Origin of the sequence: Aerococcus sp. UMB7834, from assembly GCF_030215145.1 — a bacterium.
GTDB lineage: Bacteria > Bacillota > Bacilli > Lactobacillales > Aerococcaceae > Aerococcus.
In genome coordinates this window covers 127,659-151,485 of the sequence record NZ_JASOLI010000002.1, presented here as the reverse complement: position 1 = coordinate 151,485, position 23,827 = coordinate 127,659, and the positions used below count along the sequence as shown (strand labels likewise).

22 protein-coding genes and 1 pseudogene are annotated in these 23,827 nt (G+C 49.9%); 1 reads left to right on the top strand and 22 read right to left on the bottom strand.

The annotated features are described in order from the left end of the window. Window positions 1-17: 17 nt before the first annotated feature. The 16 genes and pseudogenes from QP339_RS02275 to QP339_RS02200 all read right to left on the bottom strand — a co-directional run bounded on the left by QP339_RS02275 (window position 18) and on the right by QP339_RS02200 (window position 16,268). Entirely contained in the window at window positions 18-569 is a 552-nt protein-coding gene (locus tag QP339_RS02275) for a YceD family protein (protein WP_070617709.1), read from the bottom strand. Window positions 570-683: 114 nt separating this feature from the next. Then, window positions 684-1,889, bottom strand: coding sequence for a nucleotidyltransferase family protein (locus QP339_RS02270; RefSeq protein WP_284910251.1), 1,206 nt, complete (start codon window positions 1,887-1,889; stop codon window positions 684-686). A 1-nt stretch (window position 1,890) separates the two neighbouring features. After that, window positions 1,891-2,655, bottom strand: a complete 765-nt coding sequence (locus QP339_RS02265) for a class I SAM-dependent DNA methyltransferase (RefSeq protein WP_284910250.1) — start codon at window positions 2,653-2,655, stop codon at window positions 1,891-1,893. 1 nt (window position 2,656) lies between these two features. Next, window positions 2,657-3,016 (bottom strand): ribosome silencing factor, encoded by a 360-nt coding sequence (gene rsfS, locus QP339_RS02260; RefSeq protein WP_284910249.1) that lies wholly within the window; start codon window positions 3,014-3,016, stop codon window positions 2,657-2,659. Further along, complete coding sequence (gene yqeK, locus QP339_RS02255) at window positions 3,016-3,633, bottom strand: bis(5'-nucleosyl)-tetraphosphatase (symmetrical) YqeK (RefSeq protein WP_284910248.1); 618 nt, start codon at window positions 3,631-3,633, stop codon at window positions 3,016-3,018. The genes rsfS and yqeK overlap by 1 nt, the downstream gene beginning before the upstream one ends. Beyond that, window positions 3,623-4,261 (bottom strand): nicotinate-nucleotide adenylyltransferase, encoded by a 639-nt coding sequence (locus tag QP339_RS02250; protein ID WP_284910247.1) that lies wholly within the window; start codon window positions 4,259-4,261, stop codon window positions 3,623-3,625. The genes yqeK and QP339_RS02250 overlap by 11 nt, the downstream gene beginning before the upstream one ends. 11 nt (window positions 4,262-4,272) lie before the next feature. Further along, on the bottom strand, window positions 4,273-4,584 hold the full coding sequence (yhbY, locus tag QP339_RS02245) for a ribosome assembly RNA-binding protein YhbY (protein ID WP_284910246.1): 312 nt from the start codon (window positions 4,582-4,584) through the stop codon (window positions 4,273-4,275). 17 nt (window positions 4,585-4,601) lie between these two features. Next, a complete protein-coding gene (yqeH, locus tag QP339_RS02240) occupies window positions 4,602-5,702 on the bottom strand; it encodes a ribosome biogenesis GTPase YqeH (RefSeq protein WP_284910244.1) in 1,101 nt (366 codons plus the stop codon). After that, window positions 5,692-6,225, bottom strand: a complete 534-nt coding sequence (locus QP339_RS02235; protein WP_284910242.1) for a YqeG family HAD IIIA-type phosphatase — start codon at window positions 6,223-6,225, stop codon at window positions 5,692-5,694. Before QP339_RS02235 ends, yqeH begins: the two co-directional genes overlap by 11 nt. A 545-nt stretch (window positions 6,226-6,770) precedes the next feature. After that, window positions 6,771-7,343, bottom strand: a complete 573-nt coding sequence (locus tag QP339_RS02230; RefSeq protein WP_284910240.1) for a histidine phosphatase family protein — start codon at window positions 7,341-7,343, stop codon at window positions 6,771-6,773. A 163-nt stretch (window positions 7,344-7,506) separates the two neighbouring features. Next, a pseudogene (locus QP339_RS02225) lies at window positions 7,507-8,676 on the bottom strand (pyruvate kinase). Window positions 8,677-9,172: 496 nt separating this feature from the next. Continuing rightward, window positions 9,173-11,773, bottom strand: a complete 2,601-nt coding sequence (clpB, locus tag QP339_RS02220; protein WP_284910238.1) for an ATP-dependent chaperone ClpB — start codon at window positions 11,771-11,773, stop codon at window positions 9,173-9,175. A gap of 78 nt (window positions 11,774-11,851) precedes the next feature. Beyond that, complete coding sequence (locus QP339_RS02215) at window positions 11,852-12,247, bottom strand: hypothetical protein (protein WP_284910237.1); 396 nt, start codon at window positions 12,245-12,247, stop codon at window positions 11,852-11,854. Next, the gene (locus QP339_RS02210; RefSeq protein ID WP_284910234.1) at window positions 12,228-13,583 is read right to left on the bottom strand and encodes a Y-family DNA polymerase; all 1,356 of its coding nucleotides are present in this window, start codon (window positions 13,581-13,583) and stop codon (window positions 12,228-12,230) included. The genes QP339_RS02215 and QP339_RS02210 overlap by 20 nt, the downstream gene beginning before the upstream one ends. Before the next feature lie 109 nt (window positions 13,584-13,692). Then, window positions 13,693-14,886 carry a dicarboxylate/amino acid:cation symporter gene (locus QP339_RS02205; protein ID WP_070617677.1) on the bottom strand — a complete coding sequence of 398 codons (1,194 nt, stop codon included), beginning with the start codon at window positions 14,884-14,886 and terminating at the stop codon, window positions 13,693-13,695. 224 nt (window positions 14,887-15,110) lie between these two features. Then, window positions 15,111-16,268 (bottom strand): helix-hairpin-helix domain-containing protein, encoded by a 1,158-nt coding sequence (locus QP339_RS02200; RefSeq protein ID WP_284910232.1) that lies wholly within the window; start codon window positions 16,266-16,268, stop codon window positions 15,111-15,113. 234 nt (window positions 16,269-16,502) lie between these two features. Here QP339_RS02200 and QP339_RS02195 point away from each other — a divergent pair, with 234 nt between their 5' ends. Further along, window positions 16,503-17,477, top strand: coding sequence for an asparaginase (locus QP339_RS02195; protein ID WP_284910231.1), 975 nt, complete (start codon window positions 16,503-16,505; stop codon window positions 17,475-17,477). 801 nt (window positions 17,478-18,278) lie between these two features. Here QP339_RS02195 and QP339_RS02190 read toward each other — a convergent pair. The 6 genes from QP339_RS02190 to QP339_RS02165 form a co-directional block, all read right to left on the bottom strand. Then, window positions 18,279-18,422, bottom strand: coding sequence for a hypothetical protein (locus QP339_RS02190; protein ID WP_284910230.1), 144 nt, complete (start codon window positions 18,420-18,422; stop codon window positions 18,279-18,281). Window positions 18,423-18,437: 15 nt separating this feature from the next. Next, entirely contained in the window at window positions 18,438-19,013 is a 576-nt protein-coding gene (locus QP339_RS02185; RefSeq protein WP_284910229.1) for a hypothetical protein, read from the bottom strand. 455 nt (window positions 19,014-19,468) lie between these two features. Then, window positions 19,469-20,143 (bottom strand): hypothetical protein, encoded by a 675-nt coding sequence (locus tag QP339_RS02180; protein WP_284910228.1) that lies wholly within the window; start codon window positions 20,141-20,143, stop codon window positions 19,469-19,471. Between the two features lie 112 nt (window positions 20,144-20,255). Beyond that, window positions 20,256-20,828, bottom strand: coding sequence for an HD domain-containing protein (locus tag QP339_RS02175; protein ID WP_284910227.1), 573 nt, complete (start codon window positions 20,826-20,828; stop codon window positions 20,256-20,258). Between the two features lie 221 nt (window positions 20,829-21,049). Next, the gene (locus tag QP339_RS02170; protein ID WP_284910226.1) at window positions 21,050-22,183 is read right to left on the bottom strand and encodes an ATP-NAD kinase family protein; all 1,134 of its coding nucleotides are present in this window, start codon (window positions 22,181-22,183) and stop codon (window positions 21,050-21,052) included. An 837-nt stretch (window positions 22,184-23,020) separates the two neighbouring features. Beyond that, window positions 23,021-23,809 (bottom strand): L-threonylcarbamoyladenylate synthase, encoded by a 789-nt coding sequence (locus tag QP339_RS02165; RefSeq protein ID WP_141744579.1) that lies wholly within the window; start codon window positions 23,807-23,809, stop codon window positions 23,021-23,023. Window positions 23,810-23,827: the final 18 nt, after the last annotated feature.

The following is a 23,827-nucleotide window of genomic DNA, read 5'->3' as shown; positions in this document are numbered from 1 at the left end:
ACCTCCTATATCGTCATTTAATCTTCAGACGCTTCATCAGCAAACAAGTCCTTCAGCTTTGCAAGGCGCGGATCGATTTTTTCCTCGCCCTTAAGACTTGAGCGGTAAGAATCCTCCGTCATCATATCCCAGTCCTTGCCCATTGGAAGCTCTTGCTCCTCTGCTTCTTCAGCTGTTAAGCGCTGTTGCGGCAAATGGAGCAAGATGTTGTCTTCAATCGCTCTTTTGAGATCGACTGAATTCCCTTCAACTTCGATTTGTAGAACCGCCTCATCATCAATGATATCTGTTTCCATGCCCTTAGGCAAGTAACGCTCATTAATGGAAAAGGCCATCGACACATTGACAGGCTCTAAGGATCGTGAAGATGGTAGCGTCACATCTAATGCTATTTGCAGTTGTGCCAATACAGTTGCCTCTTCATAAATCACGAAGCCGTCAACCTTCACGGGCGACATGGCTAGGATCTCATCGCTACGCTCCTGCATCTCATCGGAGATTTCGATGCTGGTATCGATGGCTAGAGGATCTTGCGCCTGAATTCGTAATTCTTGAAATGACCATTTCATGATTGACCACCATTAAGCAACAAGAAAAATTATACCGACTCATCGAGCATTTGTCAATGATATTTCCTTGACAAGTCATTTTTTTCTTCTTGCTCCCTTTCTATGATTATTTTTTCAAGGGCTTATCGGCCAACGCCCAAAGTTCTCGTCTCGGTCTGTCTGGATTAAATAGTCGCTGTAGATTTGGTCGGCCGCTAGCCACTCGGGCCAGGTCTGGGCGACGTCGCGGTTGACCCGCCCTATCCAGCAGTAATTAGCGGGTAAAGCTTTCTTGATGGACCGGCAATAGGCCCGTCCTGCCTCTGACTGGGCCAGGATAAAAATGGGCTGGGGCCCCTGATGGAGGGCTTGGAGCCGGTCTTTGGAAACTTGCAGGGCCAGCATGAGAAGGAGACGCTGGAGCCGCAAGCGGGGCCAGGACCGCGTTTGAGCGATAGCCAAGAAGTCCTCCAAATTCCGGTGCTGACGGGCAGCGTCTTGGAGTCGACCTTCAATCCCCCCATCCACCAGATGAACCTGGGCCAAAGTCTTTCGGTCCTGGACTAAGAGCAGGTAGCGAATATAGGGATAAAGAGCTTCGAGACTGGGAAAAGTCTCCTGCTTGGCCAAGCGTGAAAGCATCTCTTCCGGCAAGTAAGGGACTAGGTCTCCTAGCTCCCCTGATTGGAGGGCCTGCCTGAGATAGGTCCCCGAGACGAAGTGTTGGTCCACCGCCTGATCTTGCCGGTGGCCGTCGCCTTGCCTCTGGATAGGATGGGGCATCATATGGAATTGACCACGGTAAATCGTTAAGGCGTAGACCATGGCCAAGAGGGTATTGGACTGGTCTTCAAAATCTAAATGAAGACCTGCCAAGTCCTCTTCCTGGTCCAAAAGATAGGCCCAAGTCGCCAATTCCTGGTCAGCATGGCTGTCCTTGGCTTGGCTGACTGTCTGCCGGGCCCGGTCCAGAGCTTCAGGATGCTGAGCCAACCAAGACGCAAAGGTCAGATAAGGGCTAAAATCAGCCGTCTCAACGCCAAAAGCGATATCCTGGCAGCCCAGGACATTCAGATAAGCAATAGCTGCTTGGGCAAAATAATTGGCCGACTGGCTAGCCCACCAAAGCGGCAGTTCCACGACCAAGTCAGCCCCATTGGCCAAAGCCGCCCCAGCCCGGTCCCACTTCGAGGCGATGGCCGGTTCCCCGCGCTGGCAGTAATTGCCGCTCATCACGGCCACAACCAGGTCGGCTCGGCTGACCCGCCTGGCCTCACTCAACAAGTAAGCGTGGCCATTGTGGAAAGGATTCCACTCTGCAATCACACCACAGGCACGCATCCTAAGCCTCCTTCACACAGGTAAAAAAGAGACGCTGACTTTCGGGACCAGGAGCTTCAAAGCTAAAGTCAGCACTCACCTGCACGTTCACAAAGCCGGCTTGCTTGAGCAAGTCTTGGTAGCAGGACAAAGGAAAAATCTGTTCCCGGTGAAGCTCTTCATGGCGTTCATAATAGCCCGTTTCTGGGTCTTCGACAAAGATATTTAGCAAGTGGTCGATGGTCCCTTCGCCCCGAACTTGTTCACTCCGCCAAGTAAAAACGGCATCATCCCATTCTTCAATATATTGGTAGCCGGGATAGACCTGGTTCATCTGGTAGGCCGAATGGATGTCAAAGATAAAAAGTCCCCCAGCTTTTAAGGCCTTGGCCTGGGCCATGAAACATTGGCTTAGCTCTTCTGGCCCCTCCAAGTAGCAGAGGCTGTCGCAGAAAAGAGTCAGCAAGTCATAGCCTGTTTCTGCTTGGTCTTCCAACATATTCCCCTGGTAGATGCGGTCCCTGTAGCCAGCTTCTTCCAAGCGGGCTTGGGCGCGATCTACCATGTCTTCGGACAGGTCATAGCCCCTAGCGTCAAAGCCGCGCTCAAGCATCTCCAAGGCAAACTCCCCGTCCCCACAGGCTACATCCAAGAGCCGGTAGCGGTCTTGGCCTGGCAGGTAGCGGTCCAGAGCCTCCTGGCAAAAATCAGCCCAAGCCGGATAGAGGGACTTGTCGAAGAGGAGGTCGTAAACCTCCTGGAAGACTTGGTAATTCTTGTCAGCCATCTTAGCTCAACCAGTTGTTAAGGTTTAGAAGTGGGGCTTCATGCCAAAGTTTTTCCAAGTTATAGCGTTCCCGCTCATCCGCTTGGAAGATGTGAACAATGACATCGTGGCAATCCAGTAGGATCCATTTGCCTGCTTGGCGGCCTTCCACTTGTTTGACGTCAAAGCCGTTCTTATAGACCGCTTCTTCCACAGCGTCGGCGACTGCGTTCACCTGGCGCTCATTATTGGCCGTTACGATCACGAAGTAGTCGGCCAAGGTGGTCAAGCCCGCCATATCTAAGGCAACAATGTCCTTACCCAAACGGTCGTCCGCCGCTTTTACCACGCATTCTAATAGTTCCGTATTCTTAGCTGTCATTAAAAGGCATCCTCCTCATGTGCTTGCACCCACTGGTTATAAACGGCAATCGTTTGTGGGTGGATTGGCTTCCTTGTTTCCAATAAATGCATTAAACTATGCCGGATCTTGTAGTCAACGGCAGCGTCCAGTGATTTTTCAGCGACTTTGCGGGCTTCTTTGACCCCGGGAAAGTCGCGGTTGGCTTCAATATAATCGGCAATGTATAAAATCTTATCCAAGCCCGTCCAGGCTAAACTCCCCAGGGTGTGGTTCCAAACGGCTTGCTCAATCAGCCGATCGTCCAATCCCAGATCGCGCTTAGCCATCAGAACAGCGAGCGGCCCGTGCCAAATGGCATTGCCCGCTTCAGGCCAGTCTGGATCGTAATCTGGATGGTCAGCAAAGGCCTGGAGCTCGTCTAAGCTCGCCTCCTTGGCATAGTCATGGAGCAAGGCTGCGATACTGGCCCGCTCCTTATCTTCGCCATAGCGGTCAGCCAGGTGGACGGCTGCCTCTTCTACCCCTAAGAGGTGGCGGAAGCGTTTCTTAGACAAGCGGGCTTGGGCCCGGTCCAAGAGTTCTGCTCGAGAAACCTGGATTAAGTTTTTTTGATAGGTCATCTCGTCAAGCGTCAAGATACAATCCCTCCTCTTCAATATAGTGTCTGACAGCTTCAGGGACAAGGTAGCGAATACTGTGGCCCTGGCTAACAGCTTGGCGGATCTGGGTCGAGGAAATCGCCATTTCCGGCACATCGACATAGAGGACCGGATAGTCTGTTTCCAGTTGATAGCCTGGACGCTTAACCCCAACAAATTGAACCATCTCGACCAAGTCGTCAATCCGGTACCAGGTCGGCAGGTATTCCACCATGTCCGCACCAATAATGAAATAATAATCCGTATCGGGGTTGAGCTTGGTCAGGATATCCATAGTATCAAAGCTATAGGACTTGCCCTTGCGTTCGAGTTCAAGGCTTTCAATAGCCAAGTGTTCATTGCCGGCAATCCCCAACTCTAACATGGCCAAGCGCTTGTCTGCATCCAGAAAAGCCTTGGGATCCACATGGGGGGCCTGGTAGTTGGGCATCAGGTAAACCTGGTCCAAGCAGAGCTTATCATAGACCTGGTCGGCAATGATTAAGTGGCCCTGGTGGATGGGGTTAAAGCTCCCGCCTAAGATCCCCACACGGCGCCGCTTCTTTGTCCTTTCTTCTAATTGGCTGGCTAGCGCAAGGCCAGCGCTTTGGTCACGCGCTCCCATACGCTCGCCTCCTAGCCCAAAGCCTTGACTTCAGCTGACAGCTTTTGGTTCTTGGCTTCTTGGGAAGGCCGGTAGAGAACCAGGGTCTTGCCGATGGTTTGGACAACCTCTGCCCGCAAGCCAGTCGCCAATTCCTCAGCTGCTTGGTCGACCTCGGCGCTGGAATTTTGGAGGATGTTTAATTTTACCAATTCCCGCTTCTCTAGGGCCTGGTCCACTTGCTTAATTAATTCATCATTCAAGCCATTCTTTCCAATTTGAAAAATGGCCTTTTCCTTTTGGGCAATCTTTTTGAGATACTTCTTTTCTTTATTGTTTAACATCTTTCACGCTCCTTAACTTAAATGAGGGCTTCCCGCACGAGGACATCGATCCCCTTAGGACTGTAAATGGCTAGCTTGGCATCCTCTGCCACCGTCAACCAACCCAGGCCTGAAATCACCAGATCCTGGCCGGCCTTGACTTGGAATTCACGCCGGACCCGGTCACCAGCTCCCTCAATCGTAGGGGTCAGAAGTTCCCCCACATGGTCGACGTAGAAGGCTTCAGCCCCCTCCAGCTTGCGGCGGTGGATCTTCAGAGCATTGCTCAGGTAGAAGGTGAAGCTATTGCGGTCCCCCGCCAAGTAGTCAACCTGGACCAGGCCTCCGATAAAGAAGCTCTGCTCAGGGTTGACTTGATAGGTCCGGGCCTTAACTCGTTTCTTGGGCATGACTTGCTTGAGCCCTTCAGCGGACAGCTGGGAAGTGAGCTGGCCGTCTTCCATAATCCCCGGGGTATCGATGAGATAAGAGGATTCATCGAAGGGAATTTCCACCAAGTCCAAAGTCGTTCCGGAAAAAACGCTGGTCGTGATGAGGTCACCAGCAATCCCTGTCGCCTTGAGGATACTGTTAATTAAGGTTGACTTGCCGACATTACTGACACCGACCACATAGACATTGCGGCCCTTGCGCAAGCGCTCGATCTCTTCCAGTAAATCATCCACATGGTGCTGGGTTTGGGCGCTGGTTAAGAGCAGGTCCTCCACCACTAGGCCCTGGGACCGGGCGTATTTCTTCACCCAGTGTGTCAAGCGACTTTCCTTGATGGAGCTGGGCAGAAGGTCCAGCTTATTGGCCACCAGCAAGAGGTCGTTGTCCCCTACAAAGCGCTTGAGACCAGGGATCAGGCTGCCCGAGATATCAAAAATATCCACCACATTTACCACCAAGGCATCCTCGTCGCTAATCCCATTGAGGATAGCCAGGAAGTCGTCGTGGCTCATGGTCACCCCCTGCAATTCATTGTAGTGACGCAATTTAAAACAGCGCTGGCAGTACAGTTCACCAGTCTCAAGTCCAGCCTCATAGGCGGACTTGGGCGTATAGCCTCGCTGGTTCTTATCAACTGTCTGTATGCTAGCGCCGCATCCGATACATTTCAATGACTCATCTGTCATCTAATTGATTCCTCCATTCCCAATTCTTATGGAATTTATCTAGTAAAAATTTCAAGGGTTTCTCAACACCGCGGTTGACCCGGGTCCACATGCCATCTGTCTTGACGACGGGCTTGACCAGGATGGTACGGATGCCCAGACGGTTGGCGCCGAAGACATCGGTCAGGAGCTGGTCGCCCACAAAGGCCACCTCATCCTTGGTCATATCCAATGCCTTGAGGGCTGCCAGGTAACCCGACGAGCGCGGCTTGTAGGCTGGAGCCAGATAGCGGACCCCCAACTGCTTGGCCACATCGGCAACACGGAGGCCGTTATTATTGGACAAGATCAAGATCTCAATGCCCGAACTGGTCATCTCCTCCGCCCACTGTTTCAAGTATTCCGGAACCTGGGCGGAATTCCAAGGTATGAGTGTATTATCTAAGTCCGTAATGATGGCCTTGATCTGGTGCTTTCGGGCCTGGTCCGGGCTAATCTGTAGAATCGTATCCAACATCCAGGTCGGTTGGAATTTTTTTAACATGGCTTGTCCTCCGTTTATTTCTTAGCCTAAGTATACCATAGCCAAGACGGTGACAAAAGCCGATTGGACCCTAACCAGATCGAGCACCCGATCACTGTAACTGCCAGGCTTTGAAAATTAAAGGGTCTTGCCCACACCCTGCCTAGAGTGTGACAAAAGTCGTTTAGGCCTGGACCATTGGAGCAGGTTTTGTAGTCGGGTTCGAGGATGCAGAAAGGCCTCCTCTTCATAAAAGTCCGTCGAAGGCCTCCAGCCTTCTCTAGTCTTTTACTCCAGAGCTCCCTTTCTCCCGCATCCTCTCACACCCTATAGTCGGGTTCGGTCGCGCAGAAGCGACTCCTCTTCACAAAGCACCGTCGGAGACTTTCAGGCTTCTCTGGTGCTTTGCTCCAGAGGTCCACTTCTACCCGCGCTCCCTCACACCCTAGGGTAGTCGGGTTCGGTCGCGCAGAAGCGACTCCTCTTCACAAAGCACCGTCGAAGACTTTCAGGCTTCTCTGGCGCTTTGCTCCAGAGGTCCACTTCTACCCGCGCTCCCTCACACCCTAGGGGACGATGATTTCTTTGAGTTGGAAGGCTTGGCCGTCGTAGTTAAAGACCAAAAGTGAGCAGTTGGCGATTTCACCGACCGCTTCTTGGCCTTGTTTGGCCTGCCAGTAATCCGCAAAGAGGCGGATACAGCGGCCATGGGCAACCGCAAAGGCCTTCTCGCCTTCTTCAATCTGTTCCATAATATAGGTGCAGGTGCGTACCAGCCGCTCTTGGACCTCTGGGATGGTCTCCCCACCCGCTGCCTTAATCTTCCGGTTGAAGTCTTCCCGGGGCAGGTGGTCGCGAGACTGCTTCTCGTATTGGCCGAAGCAAGCTTCTCTTAGCCCCGACAGCAGGTGGAAATCTTCTCTGGGGCTCTGAGCCAAGGCTAGGGTATCCTGGGCCCGCTTTAAATCAGAGCTAGCCAAATAAGCCCAGTCTTCTAGCCCCTCTGCTTGGAGGTAGCTATTCACCCGGCTGGCCTGGTCGCGCCCTGTTTCCGTTAGGGGCGAATCGCACCAGCCCTGGATCCGGCCTTCCACATTGTATTGGGTCTGACCGTGTCGCATTAAATATAGAGTTTTCATCCTTTACCGCCTCTTCATTTCCTTTTTTCTCCCCTAGTATAGCACGGGCCAGCCCGCAAGTAAAAAGGACGGGAGGCAAAAGCAGGGCTATGACAAAAACCTTTAGCCCTGGTCCATCATTTTTGAAATGAAACCAGGGCTAATTTTTTGTAAAACTTGTAAATTAAAAGCTACTAGCATCTTTTTTGTCAGGTTCTAAACCTAGTGGACGCAAGGGGGAGGGACTGGTTGGCATATAGTAGCGCGACTGGTCTAGGACCTGGTTGAGGAGTTGGATGCCTTCCTGGATGTGGCCGCCCTTATTGAGCATGACCAGGTCACAGCGGCCAGCCAACATGACATCGGCCATCTCAGCCCGGGTAGGGATACCGGTCTTGACCATATTCTCCATCACTTGAGTGGCCCAAATCACCGGAATCCGGGCGGCTCGGGCGATAGCGACCAGGTCTTCTTGGACACTGGCCAAGCGTCAGAAGCCCAGTTCAGCCGCCAAGTCGCCCCGGGCAATCATCAGACCCGCATAATGGTTACGGTTAGCCTCCACTAAGATTGGGAAAAGATTTTCGAGGATCGACTGGGTTTCAATTTTGATAAAGAAAGGCGGATGTTGGTCCGTTTCTTCCCCGTAGACCTCAGCAAGCTGGGCCTTAATCGCCACAATATCTGCCACTTGACGGACAAAAGAAAAGTTATACCCCCAGGCAAAATCCTTGACTGCTTCCATGGCTTGGCAGTCAGCAGGTGTGAGAATGGGCAGCTGGTTATCTCGACCGGGGAAGTTCATTCCCTTGGTCGCCTTAATCTTCTGCCCCTTGGTCTTGCGCACCCGGTCGACTTCAACCACAACCCCCTCCTCGTGCTGGGAGGTCACATGGGCGAGGAGGTCGCCATCATACATCACCACCGGATCCCCCACTTCCAGAGATTGGATCAGGTCTTGCTGGGGAGTGTAGAGCACCAAGTTTTGGTCTTGGAAATCTTCCAAGGGCTTGACATGGCTAATGAAGAAAGTATCAGATGCAAAGACTCGGGGATTCTGCTGCTCAGTATAGAGGGCTTCGATGCGGACTTTGGGCCCTGCTAAGTCACAGTAAATGGGATGCTGGCGCCCCTTGGCTTTACCAGCTGCTTGGATATTTTTGGCCATAGCTTGCCAGGTCTTAGCCTGGTCATGGGCACAATTAATCCGGGCCAGGTCCATACCCGCCTGGCTTAAATCACTAACATAATAGGGATCTCGACCAGCCTCCGTGGGCAAGTTCACCAGGTTCTGGGCCCGCTTACCAGCTTCTAGGCCGAAAATCTGGAAAGTCTGGGCCTTGGCTTGGTCCATTTCAGCCCAGCGCGCCTCTTCATTGGCCACCGCCTCCCCCTGGATGACCTGGACTAAGTGATCGAGGCCCGCGAGCACATTGGCCTCAATCCCTCTGAACCCCTGGTAACCGAGCTTGTCGAGACGGTCTTGGAGCTCGCGCAGGTCCCTCCGTCGCATCACCGCATAGGCCGCCAGGTTCTTAGCACTCGATCGAAAATCTTCCCGGATAGTCTGAGGCTCCCAACTCGCATAGAGAGCTTGCCCTTCCTCCTGAATTTCTTTTCGCAAATGTCTGACTATTCCTACTAAAGACTGCTTCTCCATAGAAACCACCTCTCTAAATTATAGGACATTCCTTTAACTCTATCTTACCAGTATCCCAAAGAAAACGGAAAGAATTGCCCCTTTAAAAGCAAAAGAGAGCACAAGGAAAGCCAATTATGACTTTCCTTGTGCTCTCTTAACAATAAGGCTACAATCCAGGACTTGTCGACTGTTGTCGGACTCTATCGTATTATTCGACTTCAAAACTGACTTGGTCGTCTTTTTCTTTAATTTGCACTGCTTGCCCCGATTGGATATCGCCGGCGATAATTGCCCGGGCCAGTGGGGTCTCGATATGGTTGGTGATGAAACGACGCAGTGGACGGGCCCCAAATTGAGGTTCATAGGCTTCATCAGCAATCCATTGGAGGACCTCTTGGCTGTAGTCGAGGTGGATGTTTTGGTCAGCTAAGCGTTGGTTGAGTTGTTCCAAGAGCTTAGCCACAATGCCTGTCATATTGTCTTTAGACAGTGGACTGAAGAAGATAATGTCATCAATCCGGTTCAAGAATTCAGGTTTGAAGTAGCTATGGAGACGGTCTTTGACTTGGTCACGCGCTTCTTCAGAAATTTCATCCTGACCTGACTCGCTGTCTTCTAGCAAGATATCGGAGCCTAGGTTAGAGGTCATGATGATAATGGTATTCTTGAAGTCGACGGTCCGGCCTTGGCCATCAGTCAAGCGACCATCATCTAGAATTTGTAAGAGGATGTTGTAGACATCCGGATGGGCCTTTTCGATTTCGTCTAGAAGAACGACAGAGTAAGGGTGGCGGCGGACAGCTTCAGTTAATTGGCCCCCTTCTTCGTAGCCAATGTATCCTGGTGCGGCACCGACCAAGCGGGAGACATTAGCTTTTTCCATGTATTCGCTCATGTCGATGCGGACAATGTTGTCTTCGCTGTCAAACATTTGTTCAGCCAAGGCCTTGGCCAGTTCGGTCTTCCCGACCCCAGTTGGTCCTAGGAAGAGGAAGGAACCGAGTGGGCGGTCAGGGTCTTGGATGCCGGCCCGCGAGCGGAGGACAGCGTTGCTGACGGTATCCACGGCCTCATCTTGACCAATCACACGTTGGTGGAGGCGGTCATCTAAGTCGAGGAGTTTTTGCCGTTCACTTTCAGCCAATTTCGACACAGGAATGCCGGTTTGACGAGAAACCACTTCAGAAATTTGTTCTTCTGTGACAGCTTCTTGGACTAGGCTGGACCGGCCTTCCATGTCCTCAGCATAGTCAGCTTCCATTTGGTTCAATTCTTTTTCCAAGGCAGGGATGGTCCCGTGTTGGAGGGTAGCTGCCTTTTCCAGGTCATAATTTTGTTGGGCCATTTCTAATTGCCGCTTGGCGTCATCCAATTCTTGACGTTTGTCTTGGATCTTCTTGAGCCCTTCTTTTTCGTTTTCCCATTCCATGGTTAACTGGTTGGTTTTTTCCCGGACTTCAGCTAATTCTTCTTGGAGTTCAGCCAATCTTTGCTTAGAAAAGTCATCCTCTTCTTCCTTGAGGGCTTCTTCTTCAATCTCTAATTGGAGAAGACGGCGGCGTTGCATGTCTAGTTCAGTTGGGATGGAGTTCATTTCCACCCGGATCTCAGCACAGGCTTCGTCGACCAGGTCAATGGCCTTGTCTGGCAGGTAGCGGTCGGTAATATAGCGGTCCGATAACTGGGCTGCTGCCACTAGGGCTTGGTCGTGGACCTTGACATGGTGGTGGTTTTCAAAGCTTTCGCTCAGGCCACGCAGGATAGAGATGGTGTCTTCCACAGTTGGTTCCTTAACCAAGACTCTTTGGAAGCGGCGTTCCAGGGCCTTGTCGGTTTCCATGTATTCCCGGTATTCGTCCAGGGTCGTGGCCCCGATGCAGTGCAATTCACCCCGGGCTAACATAGGCTTGAGCAAGTTACCGGCGTCCATGGAGCCTTCTGTCTTACCAGCCCCAACAATCATGTGGATTTCATCGATGAAGAGGATAATTTCCCCATCAGAAGCTTTCACATCATTTAAAACAGCCTTCAGCCGTTCTTCGAATTCGCCCCGGTACTTGGCCCCTGCAATCAGCGCCCCCATATCGAGGGAGATTAATTTCTTATCTTTTAAGTTGCTGGGGACATCCCCTTTGACAATTCTTTGGGCCAGGCCTTCAATAATGGCGGTCTTACCGACCCCTGGTTCCCCGATCAGGACAGGGTTATTCTTGGTTTTACGCGAGAGAATCCGGATTACATCACGGATTTCTTCGTTCCGACCAATGATTGGATCCATCTTCCCTTCCCGGGCAAGTTGGGTCAGGTCGGCCCCATATTTTTCTAATGCTTCGTAGTTTTCTTCTGCATTCTTGGAAGTCACACGATCACCCTTTCTTAAGTCATCGATCAAGGCTTGGGCAGCCTCTTTACTGGATACGCGGTTGAGCCACTGGCTGAGCTCTAAATAAGTCAAGTCAAAAATCGCATAGAGGACAACTTCTGTGGAGAGGTATTCATCCCCTCTTGCAGCAGCTAAGTCTTGGGACTTTTGAATTAATTCAGCAAGTCCCCTAGAAATTGCCTGCCCATATTGGACATTGTCCCCTTTGACACTGGCAATTTTATCGAGTTCACGGTCTAATTCAGCTTCTAGCGCATTCATGTCGATGTTTAAACGTTGATAGAAATTGTATGCGAAGTTGCCTGGCTCTACCATGGCTTTGAATAAATGTGCAACGGTTATTTCTTGATGTTGGCGGACCTTAGCAATCTGTTGGGCATTGGCTAAGGCTTCTTGCATGGCCGTTGTCATTTCCATATTATTCATCTTATCACTCCTTTGCATACTCTTATTATAGCCTATTGGTCAGAAAAGGTCAACCTTTTAATTGACATTTTTTGACCTTTATTTTGACCATTTCTGATAAGGCAGGAGTCGGATGTGGCGGAGGTCTTCCCAGGGGTAAAAGTCCCCGTCCAGCCAAAGTCCTCTAGCATCCCAGAGACCATTAAAATATGCCTGGCGCTTGTCAGAGATGCGGCCCAGCTGGTCATAGCGGTTGAGCTGGAATTCCACCGGGCGCTGGTAAACATAAGCCTGGTAGAGGACTTGGCTTATTGCTCGAGCGGACATTTGAGCTTCTTTGGCATTGTCTTTTTGGTCTTCTTTGATGTTGCCTTCAATGCTCTGGACCAGTTCATCTAAGGCAAAAGCCGTCCGCCACTTCAAGTGAAAGCCGCGGTCGTGGTAGGCATTGTAATCGGTAAAGTGCTTGCCCCTCCTAGCCATCCGTCGCCACATCCTCGATCCCTGCCATGCCCCCTGCATGTCCGCCGACGAGCTGGGACCGGGCGATGGCGCGGGCACCGGAACATAGCGAGGTAGCGGGGACCAGGCTCTTAAAGCCATACTTCTGACGGATCTTATCGATGACTGCTTCCAGGGCATCCGTCTTGGGATCAGCGGCGAAGAGGGACAGCTGCTCACAGCCCGCTTCCTCCAGGTCAAAGGCCGAAACGCCGATATTTCGAACCACTTGCCCCTGGTAGATTTGAGCAAATAAGCGCTCGAGGACGGGGAGAAGCTCAGACCGTCGCTGGCTAGCCAAGAGTCGACCTGAAGCCCGGCGGAAGGTCCTGCCATCCGGCGAACAGTAGCCCTTGGAATAGCCCAGGACCAAGGTCAGGCCCTGCGCCTTATAGCCCTCCCGGCGCAAACGCGTGGCCAGCTGCTCACCCATCTCCTTGACCACAGTCAAGACCTCGCCAGCCTGGTCATAATCGCGGGGCAAGATTTGATGGTTGCCCAGACTCTTAGTCTTCGGCGGCTTGAGCGGTTCGATAAAAGACCGGTCAATCCCCCAACTGTGGGCATAGACCTGCTCGCCTAGCCGGCCAAACTTATCGCGGAGCAGATAGGGGTTGCTGTGGGCCAGGTCGTAAATGGACTGGATGCCCAGGGCCTGGAGCTTGCGGGCCATCCGCTTACCGATCCCCCAAAAGTCAGTCAGGCAGTCCATTTGCCAGAGGGTCTGGGGGACATCTTCATAGCGCCACTCCGCCCGCATATTTTTCTGATGTTTAGCCGCATTGTCCAAGGCCAGCTTGGCTAATAAAGGATTATCTCCGATGCCGACCGTCACATAAATGCCAGTTCCTTCATAAACCGCCCGCTGGACCATAGCCGCAAAGTTCCCCGCTGTCTTCTGCTTGAAGAGCCGCATCGATGCGGTAATGTCCATAAAACTCTCATCGATGCTGTAGACGGCATGGTCTTCCGCCGCCACAAAAGACTGGTAAATTTGGTTAATCTCCTGGTTCTTCTCCATATAATAGCGCATGCGCGGGGGAACGATATAGAGGTCGTCAGGATAAGGATAGGGCAGGTCCCTAGCTCGGGACACATTGGAAATCCCATAGGCTTGCTTGGCAGCTGGTGACGAGGCGAGGATCAAGCCCGAAGCCCTTTTCCTCGGTCCATCTGGCGGGTAGGACATCACGACTAATTTAGCTGTCAAAGGATCTAAGCCGCGGTCTACCGCCTCCACGGAAGCATAAAAAGATTTGCAGTCAATGCAGAGAATCTCCCGGCGCGGTTCCTTATCATAGTCAAAAATATAATCATCATGAACTTCCATAATACTCCCTCCAATAGAACGTGTGTTCCCACCTATTATAGAACGTATGTTCTGAAATTGCAATTAAAAAAGAGCCCGGTAAAATCGAGCTCTTCAGTGGGAAAATATTTTACTTCTTGTCTTGGTGTAATTTATCGATGAAGACCGCAATGGCGTTGTCACCCGACACATTGGCGGCGGTCCCAAAACTATCTTGGGTAATATAGAGGGAAATCATCAACTGCTGCATAGAGTCTGAAACAATTCCAACCATGGGCAGGAAAGGCAGGGCCGACATAATGGCTCCACCTGGCGCTCCTGGTGCAGCAACCATGGCGATCCCTAGCATCATGATAAAGCCAAGCATCATCGAGAAAGGATGGGGCATATCATACATCAGCAAGAGGGTCATGGAACAGCAAGTAATGGTGATCATCGACCCGGCCAAGTGGATGGTCGCACAGAGCGGCACCACGAAGTTCCGGATATCCTCAGACACCCCATTCTTCTCAGCACATTCAATATTGACTGGAATGGTTGCTGCTGATGACTGGGTCCCAACGGCTGTGATATAGCCTGGGATCTGGTTCTTGATCAATTGGATCGGATTCTTACCCGCATAGAGACCAGCTACCACGAACATAGCGCTGATATAGAGCAGGTGAAGAATAATCACCACAATGAAGACCTTCCAGAAGACGCCCAGAATCGTAAAGACCGATCCGGTGTAGGATAGGTTGGCGAAGTTCCCGAAGATATAAATAGGAAGTAAGGGAATCACCACTGTCGCTAAGACCTGGGTGATCACTTCCCCAAAGTCGCTGAAAACTTCATAAAGGGCCTCGCCCTGGCCTTTTTGCCGTAACCAAGAAATCCCTAGCCCCATCATGAAGGCAAAAATAATAGCACCTGTCACATCGAAGAAGGGCTCCAAGGGAATTTCAAAGATAGGGGTCAAGCCCTCCCCTGCCTCATTCAGCTTCTGGACTAAGTCATCCGTGATGAAGTGAGGAAAGAGGGTAATGGCGGTGGTATAGGCGATGGACCCCGCGATCAAGGTCGAAATATAGGAAGTCAGTGCGGTAATCCCCAACAGACGCCCCGCCCCATCACTCAAGTCAGCAATCCCCTTGATCACTAAACCAATGATCATAAAAGGAATCACAAAGTTCAGGAAACTAGAGAAGATGGCGGAGAAGGTGATGAAGGCACGCAGGAACCATTCCGGAATAAAGGACAGTTGACCGGCAATAATCCCTAAAATAATAGCAATAATCAGTCGCGGCACAAGGCCTAATTTTTTCTTTTTCTGCTCACTCGTCATAAGCAATCCTCCTAAAAATAAAAAACCACCGGGGTGGAAAATATGAGTATTTTTTAATTTTTCCCACTGTATTCTAATCATAGCAAAAGCGTCAGGCAAAGTAAACAAAATTTTAAAGGATCTTAATCTTTACAGCTCCTTGATGACACGGCAAAACAAAAAAGATCCTGCGGTCAACAGGATCTCAGTTATTTCATTAGCGGCATGGCTTTCCAATTGAGCCATTAGATAGCCAGCCCCCATTGTCTGAGACGGACTATCATTTCGTGTTCGATTCCCTTGATGGCGAGGAGGTCATTGGCGTTGGCTTGGGCCAGAGCCTCAAAGCTCGCATAGCCTGCTTCTGTCAACAAGGCAGCGCCCTTCTCACCGATCACTTGCTCAAGCCACCAAGCCGCCACTTCTGGCCCAGCTTCTTGGTCATGCGCTTCGCCCCTTTCAAAAAGAAATGCGGAATAGGCCCGGTCCCGGAAGCTCTCGCTGTTATCACTCCCGGCATTATACAGGTGGTAGAGGTTGAGAGCTTCCGCCAGGTTATGGTCCTCTTCCAGGTCAGCCAAAGTCAAGCTTTGGGCTGGCTTGGCTTTAGCCTTTTCCTTGAAGAACTTATAACTGTAGTCATCAGACAAGAGACTAGGCAGGATGGGGTTAGCCGCCAAGACCAAGGTCTGGTAGTCGTGCTTGGTCAGGTAATCGACTAGATTGTGAGGGGTCATTTCGAGGTTCACAATGTCTTCAATAGGCCAATTGTCCTGGCTGAAAAACTCGGCCAAGTCTGAGTTGAGCCGGTTGAGTTCTTGCCAGAAGTAATCCACCCAGAGCAAGTGGTCAGTCCGGTAAGCGAGTAGCAGGCAGGGCAGGAGGATGATCTCATGGATCTCGTCCGCCTCTATTTTGGGGTAAACTTGGGCCATCCCTTCCCAGTCCCCCGTATGGTAGTAGAGAATCAGGATTTCCCGCTTAAATTCAAAACGCTCAGTCATTCCTGCCCGGAGCAAGATGTCATAGATCTCAGCTGCCAGGGGATAGCGCCCCATCTCCGTATAGAGGGAGCCAATCTCATGGAGCAAGCGGAGATAAGGCCGCTGGGCAAGGTTGGCATAGGACAGCTTAGGCCCCTTCAGATAAGTCGCCTTGTGTTCCTGGGCTAGCGCCTCCAGGTAAAGGAGCCGGGCAGGCAGGGGAATCCGCTCCAAGCGCAGCATCAGGGCATCTAAGTTCTCCGGCCATAGCTCCAGGGCCTGGTCCAGGTAGCGCTCATGTGCCGACACAATCTCCAGGGCCCAGGCCCGCTCGAGATACTCCAAGGACTCGGCCTTCTCCTCATCCCCAGGCGCCTTCCGCAAGCGGTAAAATTCCATTTCAACAGTCCATTCTCCCATTCAGACGTCCTCCTCTGTTCCTTTCATTTAGGGTCATTATAGCATGTCCAAGTGATAAAATAAGCTTTTTTGATCATTTTGTCCTTTTCTTGCAAAATTTGCAATAATCTTGATAGCTTTAGCGGCTGATCTTGACATCTGCTTGCCTTTTGTGTGAGTTCAGCTGACGGCTATTGACTTTTCCACCGCTGTAGCCTTTAATTAAGGAAAAAAGACCCCAGAAAGGAGCTTATTATGACAAAACGAATTCATGTCATCGGCACCGGTGGCACCATCTCAGCAGCCGGTGCAGCCGGCAAGACCACATCCTACCAGGCAGGGGCCTTCGATGCCAGCCAATTGCTGGAGGGCCTCCCTTCCCTGGATGGAATTGCCGATCTGACCTATGAGCAGATTTTTTCGGTAGCCAGCGAGTCCTTGTCCAATGCCCAACTCCTCCAATTGGGCCAGCGCGTCCAAGAGGTCCTGGCCGATGAAAGCATCGATGGGATCGTCATCAGCCACGGAACCGATACCTTAGAGGAAACAGCCTACTTCCTTCATCTCACCGCGCCTTCAGACAAGCCGATTGTCCTAACTGGAGCCATGCGCCCCGCCACAGCTGCCAGCGCGGACGGACCCATGAATCTCTACCAGGCCATCTGCCTGGCTGCCAGCGACCAGGCAGTGGGCATGGGGGCCCTGGTCGCCTTCTCCGACGGTATCTACTCTGGTCGCGAAGTCCAAAAGACCAGCAACTTCCGCCCCCAAGCCTTCGACAGCCGGGACCTGGGCTGCCTGGGTTACCTGCGCGAAGACCAGGCCTACTTCCTCCAAGGCCCTACGAAGCCCAGTCCCCAGATCGACTTAAGCGAAGTGGGCCAGCTGCCCCGAGTGGACATCGCCTACTACCATGTGGGCGCTTCAACCGATATCCTAGACTTCTTCAAGAACCACTCGGACGGGATTGTCCTTGCCGGCGTAGGCACCGGCAATATCAGCCAGGACTGGTGCGACTACATCAAGTCCCATGAAGATCAGCTCCCCCCTATCGTCCGCAGCTCCCGGGTAGCGAACGGCCTGACCCTCTACGAAGCAAGCGTCGACGGGGGTATGCCCTTCATCCCCTCCGGCAGCCTCCCTCCAAGCAAGGCCAAGATCTTGTTGACGCTGATCTTGACCCAGACCCAGGACCCCCAAGCCATCCGAGAAGCTTTTGAAAGGTATTAGAAGATGAGAAAAAAGTTGAGAAACTAGCTTGAGCTAGGATCTCAACTTTTTCTTTTGCTTTAAAAACAGTAACATGATCAGAACAAAGCCTATTACTTTAACAAATTGTACTGGTGAGCATCCGTTTCGCTTTTGAATTTGCCCCTTAAAGAGCCATGGCATCGGTTCGGGCCAAGGTCCCTCACCTAGCGAGCTTCAAACGGCTAGTACGGCCCCAAAAAGGGCCTACTAGCCGTAATTCACATCGCTTGCTTTTCATGGCTAAGGGCCAACTTCAACGCTCCACTCCTGCTCAAAAAGCAACTAGTATAAGCTTTTTTAATTACTGGTTATCAATACTGATAATAAAAGAATCCCAAATTTTGAAAAGTATAGGCTATAAAATTTATAATGGCTTTATTTAAACATGAAAGCCCCTGTCTTCTATACTTAGTGCTGTATTAACTACTAGCTATTGGGCAAGCGAATTATTTTTCTTTTGGCTTAAATATGATCAGACAATTAAAGATAGTCACTACCAGAATAACAATAACTTTAAAGACGGTTAAGCCCCTTTCGAATAAATAATCTAATGTAGCAGCAGTTAAAACTGTAAGGTAAAAGAACTTTACAAGGTCAGGTAGTTTGTAAAAGAATTGGTGGATTTTATTTAGCATGAAAAGGCCTCCCTTAGCCTGATATCGCGGCATATCTACATGTCAAAGTTAACAAGAATAATAGACGCTTGCAAGTGATATTGTCTATATCCAGCTTATATCAGCTATCATTTCTTAATCCCCTAACTTAGTCTATTTGTATTTTTTATTGATCTTCTTTTTTCTCATTATCTGATCTCTTGTCTTGGTCCTTATCTTCGTACAGATATTTCTTCTTGATCCACTCAATAAGAGCGAAAGTTAATGAAGCCGAAAGGAAAAAGGCGAGTTTACCACCCCAATTATCCATGCGATCAGTCCTTTCTTACTGTGAACGAATGCTGATTGGGCTTACCAATGGCCCAAATTCAGCAGGGGCTCCTTCAATATATTGAGCGCGCACGATGGCTCCATTACTTAATACATCCTCCGTCATGCTACCTAAAGTAAAAGTTAAAATAGTTCCTACGAAAGTTTGAGCTGTTGCACTAATTCCAACACTTACTAGTGCCGGTCCAATTATTGGTGCAAGTATAGCACCAGCTGCTGCTACTCCCGTACCGACTAGAGTATTAACAACTAAGCTATTCATATAGACATCAAACTGGCCATTTCCTAAATCAACAATCTTATTCTCTCCGCGTGTGGTTGCTCTTGAAGTAGGATTCAAAGTCGCATAAACATAATCATAAGTTTCTTTATCAATCTGACCAGATTGATAGGCTTCTTGAGCAGAATTAACAATGTCTTGGTTCGTAAAAGTCACTATAGTTTGCTCCTGCCTTTGTACAGTTTCCTCTTCAACTTGAGAAGCTTGTACAATATTAGAGCCAGAGCTTAGGGCAATGGGTGAAAGTAAAAGGGCGACGGCAGTTGAAGCTAAAAACTTCTTTTTATACATATAGTGCTCCTTTCTTGTCCAAGGGGGCTAGCTACATGTTTAAAGTAACAAGAATTACAAGCGTTTTCAAGCGATATTGTCTATATCTAGCTTATATTAGCCATTCTGTAGTGCCCCCTAAAAGTTAGAGTCTAGGTTCAACTTTTAGGGGGGAGCATATTCAGGGACTTTGAAAACTATTAGACCATCCACTCGAAAAAGTACTAGCCTGTCTTCATTGAAGATGGACCAACACCTTTTAATGATTGATTATTCACTTGACCGGTCTAGACGACTTCGCTTGAATAGCCAAAACACATATAGACTAACAAAAATAAGTTGGACTATATACGGTATATCAATAGAAAAAAACTTTTCAATTACTGCACAAAGCAGAAATATGAAACTTGCATGCAACAGAGTGAGTAAAAATGATTTTAGAATTTCTCTAGTCATTAGGCTTGCCCCCTAAGTTACTACCAAGTTCCCGAATCTGGATTAGGAAATGCACCATTCCAAGTTACTCCAATATACCAGCCTTGTTGGTTAGCTAAGGCTTGCGTGACTTGATAAGCAATAGTTCCTGCACTAAAAAGACCAATAGCTGTGCCTATTACTGTCCCTACACCGGGTGTTGCTACAACACTACCTAGTCCAGCTAACGCTGCTACAATAGCTTGTGGTCCAATTTGTGCAGCTGAAGATACATACATTACTAAATCATCATATGTAAAATATACTTTCCAATCTGAGACATGTAAATAAGGTGTAACAATACTAGTATCTCCATTAGATGTCATATTCTTTGCATTATCTACATTAGTGTGTTGATAGTTTATTATTTCATGAATTTTTTCCACTTCAGAATTAGAAAAATTATAATCATTAATTAGTTGATCATCAGTTAAACCAAGTAATAATTTTCCTTCGCTATCTAATTCAAACTGGGAATAAGTAGCTGAATATTTCTCCATAAATTTTTTATCTTCATTTGTTATATGGTCAGATATGGAATATTTTTGATTAGACTCTTGTTGTAATCCAACTTGTTCATTTTGTTCAATAGCCCTAACACTTACAGGCACGTTTATAAAAATTGGTAAACTTATGGCCAGAATAGATGTAATCACAGAAAGTTTCTTTTTAAACATATTCTTCTCCTTTCGGTTCCAAAGTTACACTTTACACCTTAAACTTAACACAGGTTATAAGCGCTTTCAAACGATATTGTCTATATCTATCTTATATTAGACATTTTTTTACCTAACTCATTATTTCCTCATCCGCTAACTTAGCCTGGGTATCTTTGCGGATTTCTTCGCGGAGCTGGGTCATGTAGTTAGAGAACTGGACCTTGTCGTCGGCATAGGTCAGGTTGAAGGACTTCTCAAGGTCAGTCCAGGTGTCTAAGTCAGAAAGGTTATGCTGGATCAGGGCTTCCTGGCTATCGATGGCCTTATAGATCTTGGCTTCAAGGGTCGTGCGCTCTTCCATCTCACGGTAAAGTTCCGTCATTTTTTGTGCGGTGTCATCAGGAAGCGAATTCACCCAATTCTTCAGCAAGTCCTGCTCCCTGACCTCGTCCGCTTCGCCCTTGTCAAAGGTCGGAATATCTCCCGTGAAGCACTCGCCCAGGTCATGGATGATGCACATCTGAATCACCTTGTTCATGTCCGCTTCCGGAAATTCCTCCATCAAAAGAAAAGCCATCAGGGTCATCATCCAGGAGTGCTCAGCTACACTCTCATGCCGACCCTCCTCTGTGTAACAGTGTCGGGTCGTGTCCTTTAACTTGGCAGCCACTGATAAAGTATCGAGTAATTCTCTTGGCTTCATTGCAAGTCCTCCTTAACAAGCGCTTGGGATTTCATCATTCTCTGCTTATCCTAACACAAATTTTTCAACTTTGAGAAGACTCTGGAGCTTGCGGTGGGCTGATTCTATTTTTACTCGCTTGAGCCACAAATCATTCCAAATCAAAAAGCCCCTGCCCTCCTTAGGCCGACAAGCAAGCTTGCCAAGCCAAGGAGAAAACTGGGGCTTTTTACTGGTCTTTTTTACTTCATGGCTTCGACCTTGTGCATGGAGTACTGGCCATAGCCGGTGGTGACCTTGTAGTAGCCGGTGAACTTCTCATCGATGGCGTCGTCCATGGTGTAGATGAGGAAGGGGTTGGTGCCGATGGTCATGATCTTACTTGGGGTGGCGACAATGCTTAACTTGTCCTTGTCGATGTGGGCGAGGACCCGCTTGGAGAGCTGCTGGTTGCCCCGACCGAGGATGTAGCCCTGGCCACCCATGGGCGTCACGATTAGGCGGACATCTTCTTCCCCTTCAATGGCATCCAAAATCTCCTGCTCATTGGCATCCTTAACGAGAAGCTGGCGGTTCTTGATGATATCTACCCCGAGAACCGTCACATCTAGACCTAATTCGTTCATGATATGCCGGGTGGAAGTCCCTGAGCCAATCAAGTAGATAGCGTCGTCATCCATATGGTCCAAGACATCCAAGGCGATGGATTCCTGGGCCGCCTCGTCCGACTGGGGACTGGCCGACTTCAGGTTCTGCATAAATTGACTGTGCTGGGGCACGCGGAGGTAGCCGAATACTTGAATATCGACCTCATCTTGGCGGAAACCCGCTTCGTCCAGGTCCAAGACCTCGGTTTCATGGTAGTCCATGGGGCTGTCCTGGGCCCATTCCGCCAGTAAGCGGCCAGCAGACTCAGGGGAATTAGCATAGACAGCGGAGTAGATCTTAACCCCGGCTGGAACGCCAAGTGCTGGAATGTCCAAGCCAATCTTCCGGCAGACATCCCGGGCTGTCCCGTCACCCCCCACAAAGACAAGGAGATCTGGCTGAGCAGCTTTGGCGGCATCCAGGAAGGCTTCCGTATCGGACTTTTGAGTCTCCAAGGCTGTCTTTCCGCTCGGTTCATAGATGACCTCATAGTCGAGACCTGCTGCCTTGGCCGCATTTTCACCCATGGCACCAGCCGCCACCAGAATTTTTACCGGGACATCAACAGCTGCCAATTGGTCTAGCGCCTTGCCTGCTTTGACCTCCGCTTCCGGTTGGGCGCCCAAGTCTAGGGCCCGCTGCAAGATATCGGCCCCATCCGTCCCCTTCAAGCCAGCCCGACCACCCATACCGGCAATCGGGTTAATTAATAATGCCATCGTTTTCATCCCATCACTCCTCTTAAATATGTTAGCGTTTTCATTATAACATTTCCCTGAGCGGAGGGCTAGGGAAATGTTGAGAGACATCAGCTTTTGCAAGGCTTCCCTCTGCTGGGGAAAGGAGGATAGCGAATGGCTCCCCTATTCGAAACTAGACAAACATACACCTTCCAAGAGCACCTCTATATATTAGAAAATCTCTAAAAAATTGATTTCATTTTCAAAAATAAAAAAATAGCCAGGCTAAACGCTGCCTGGCTAATTTATTCATCTATGATTGAGGGAGGTAAGTGCCCGCTCTCATCCCCTAGTCGGATTGGTCGAGCAATCCACACTCGGAGGGCCTGTTTGTGTGTTGCTTGCTATCAACCCACACTTGAAGCCTCTGTTTGTGGGCTGGCTGCTATCAATCCACACTTGAAGCCCCTGTTTGTGTGCTGATTGCTATCAACCCACACTTGAAGCCTCTGTTTGAATGTTGGACAGCGTCAACCCACACTTGAAGCCTCTGTTTGAATGTTGGACAGCGTCAATCCACACTCAAAGAACCGGTTTGTGTGTTAATTTCTTGTTCGAAACGCCCCGCGCGCCCTCACACCCTGTCTAGTCGGGTTCGAGGATGCAGAAAGGGCTCCTCTTCGTAAAATGCCGTCGAAGGCTTACAGCCTTCTCTGGCATTTTACTCCAGAGCTCCCTTTCTCCCGCATCCTCTCACACCCTATCTAGTCGGGTTCGGTCGCGCAGCTTCCTTGTCACTTCACAAGTCTCCGCCGCAGTCTTTCAGACTGCTCTGGTGACTTGCTCCAGTGAAAGGAAACTACCCGCGCGCCCTCACACCCTTTTTTAATAATAATGTCCGTGGCGGTAGTCCCAGCTGTTAAAGTGGTCGGCTAGGATTTGGAGGATGCGGTCGTTGTAGACGCCTTTACGGATCAAGATTGGGGCTGGGGTGACGTCACGTTCGCCGTGTTGTTCAGGCACCAGTTCGCCGGATTCGTCTTCAACGAAGGAGACCATGACCCCTTGTTCGTAGCGGGTGTTTTCGTCCTTGTTGGGTTGGATGGAGGCTACATAGTCATCGGCTTCGATGATCAGGTCGGCTTCCTGTTCGATTTCTTCCCCGATGCCTTCAACGACGCCGCGGTTCCCTTTACCTGAAGGATTGGCAGAGGAAGCGAACATCAGGCGGCCTTCGCGTTCCCAAAGTTCATGGGCGATTTGTTCCCCTGGTACCCCGAAGCGAATAACGAAGCAGCTGGTACCACGAACGTCCGTCGCTAATTCTTCAGATCCGTCTCCTGGCATGTATTTAGCCTTAGCCTCTTCTTGCCAAGGGAGGATACAGCCCATCAAGATGTCTTCGTCCCAGCATTGTTGGTAGAAGGCTTCGATTTCAGGGGTCATCTTAGCTAGGCTCTTCAATTGTTCCATAGAACCGCAGAGGGTAACGCCTGGTTTGTTCCGTTTACGGTGTTTCACCGCGAATTTACGTTCCAAGCCTTCCTTGTCGCTAGTCCCGATAATGTAGCCCACCTTGGTTGGGGAAACAATCATCCCACCTTGGCCTAAAAGAATATCAACGGCTTCCTGGTTTGTTTGGCCATCCCAATGTACTTTCTTTGTCTCTGTCATAGTAATCCTTCTTTCTAT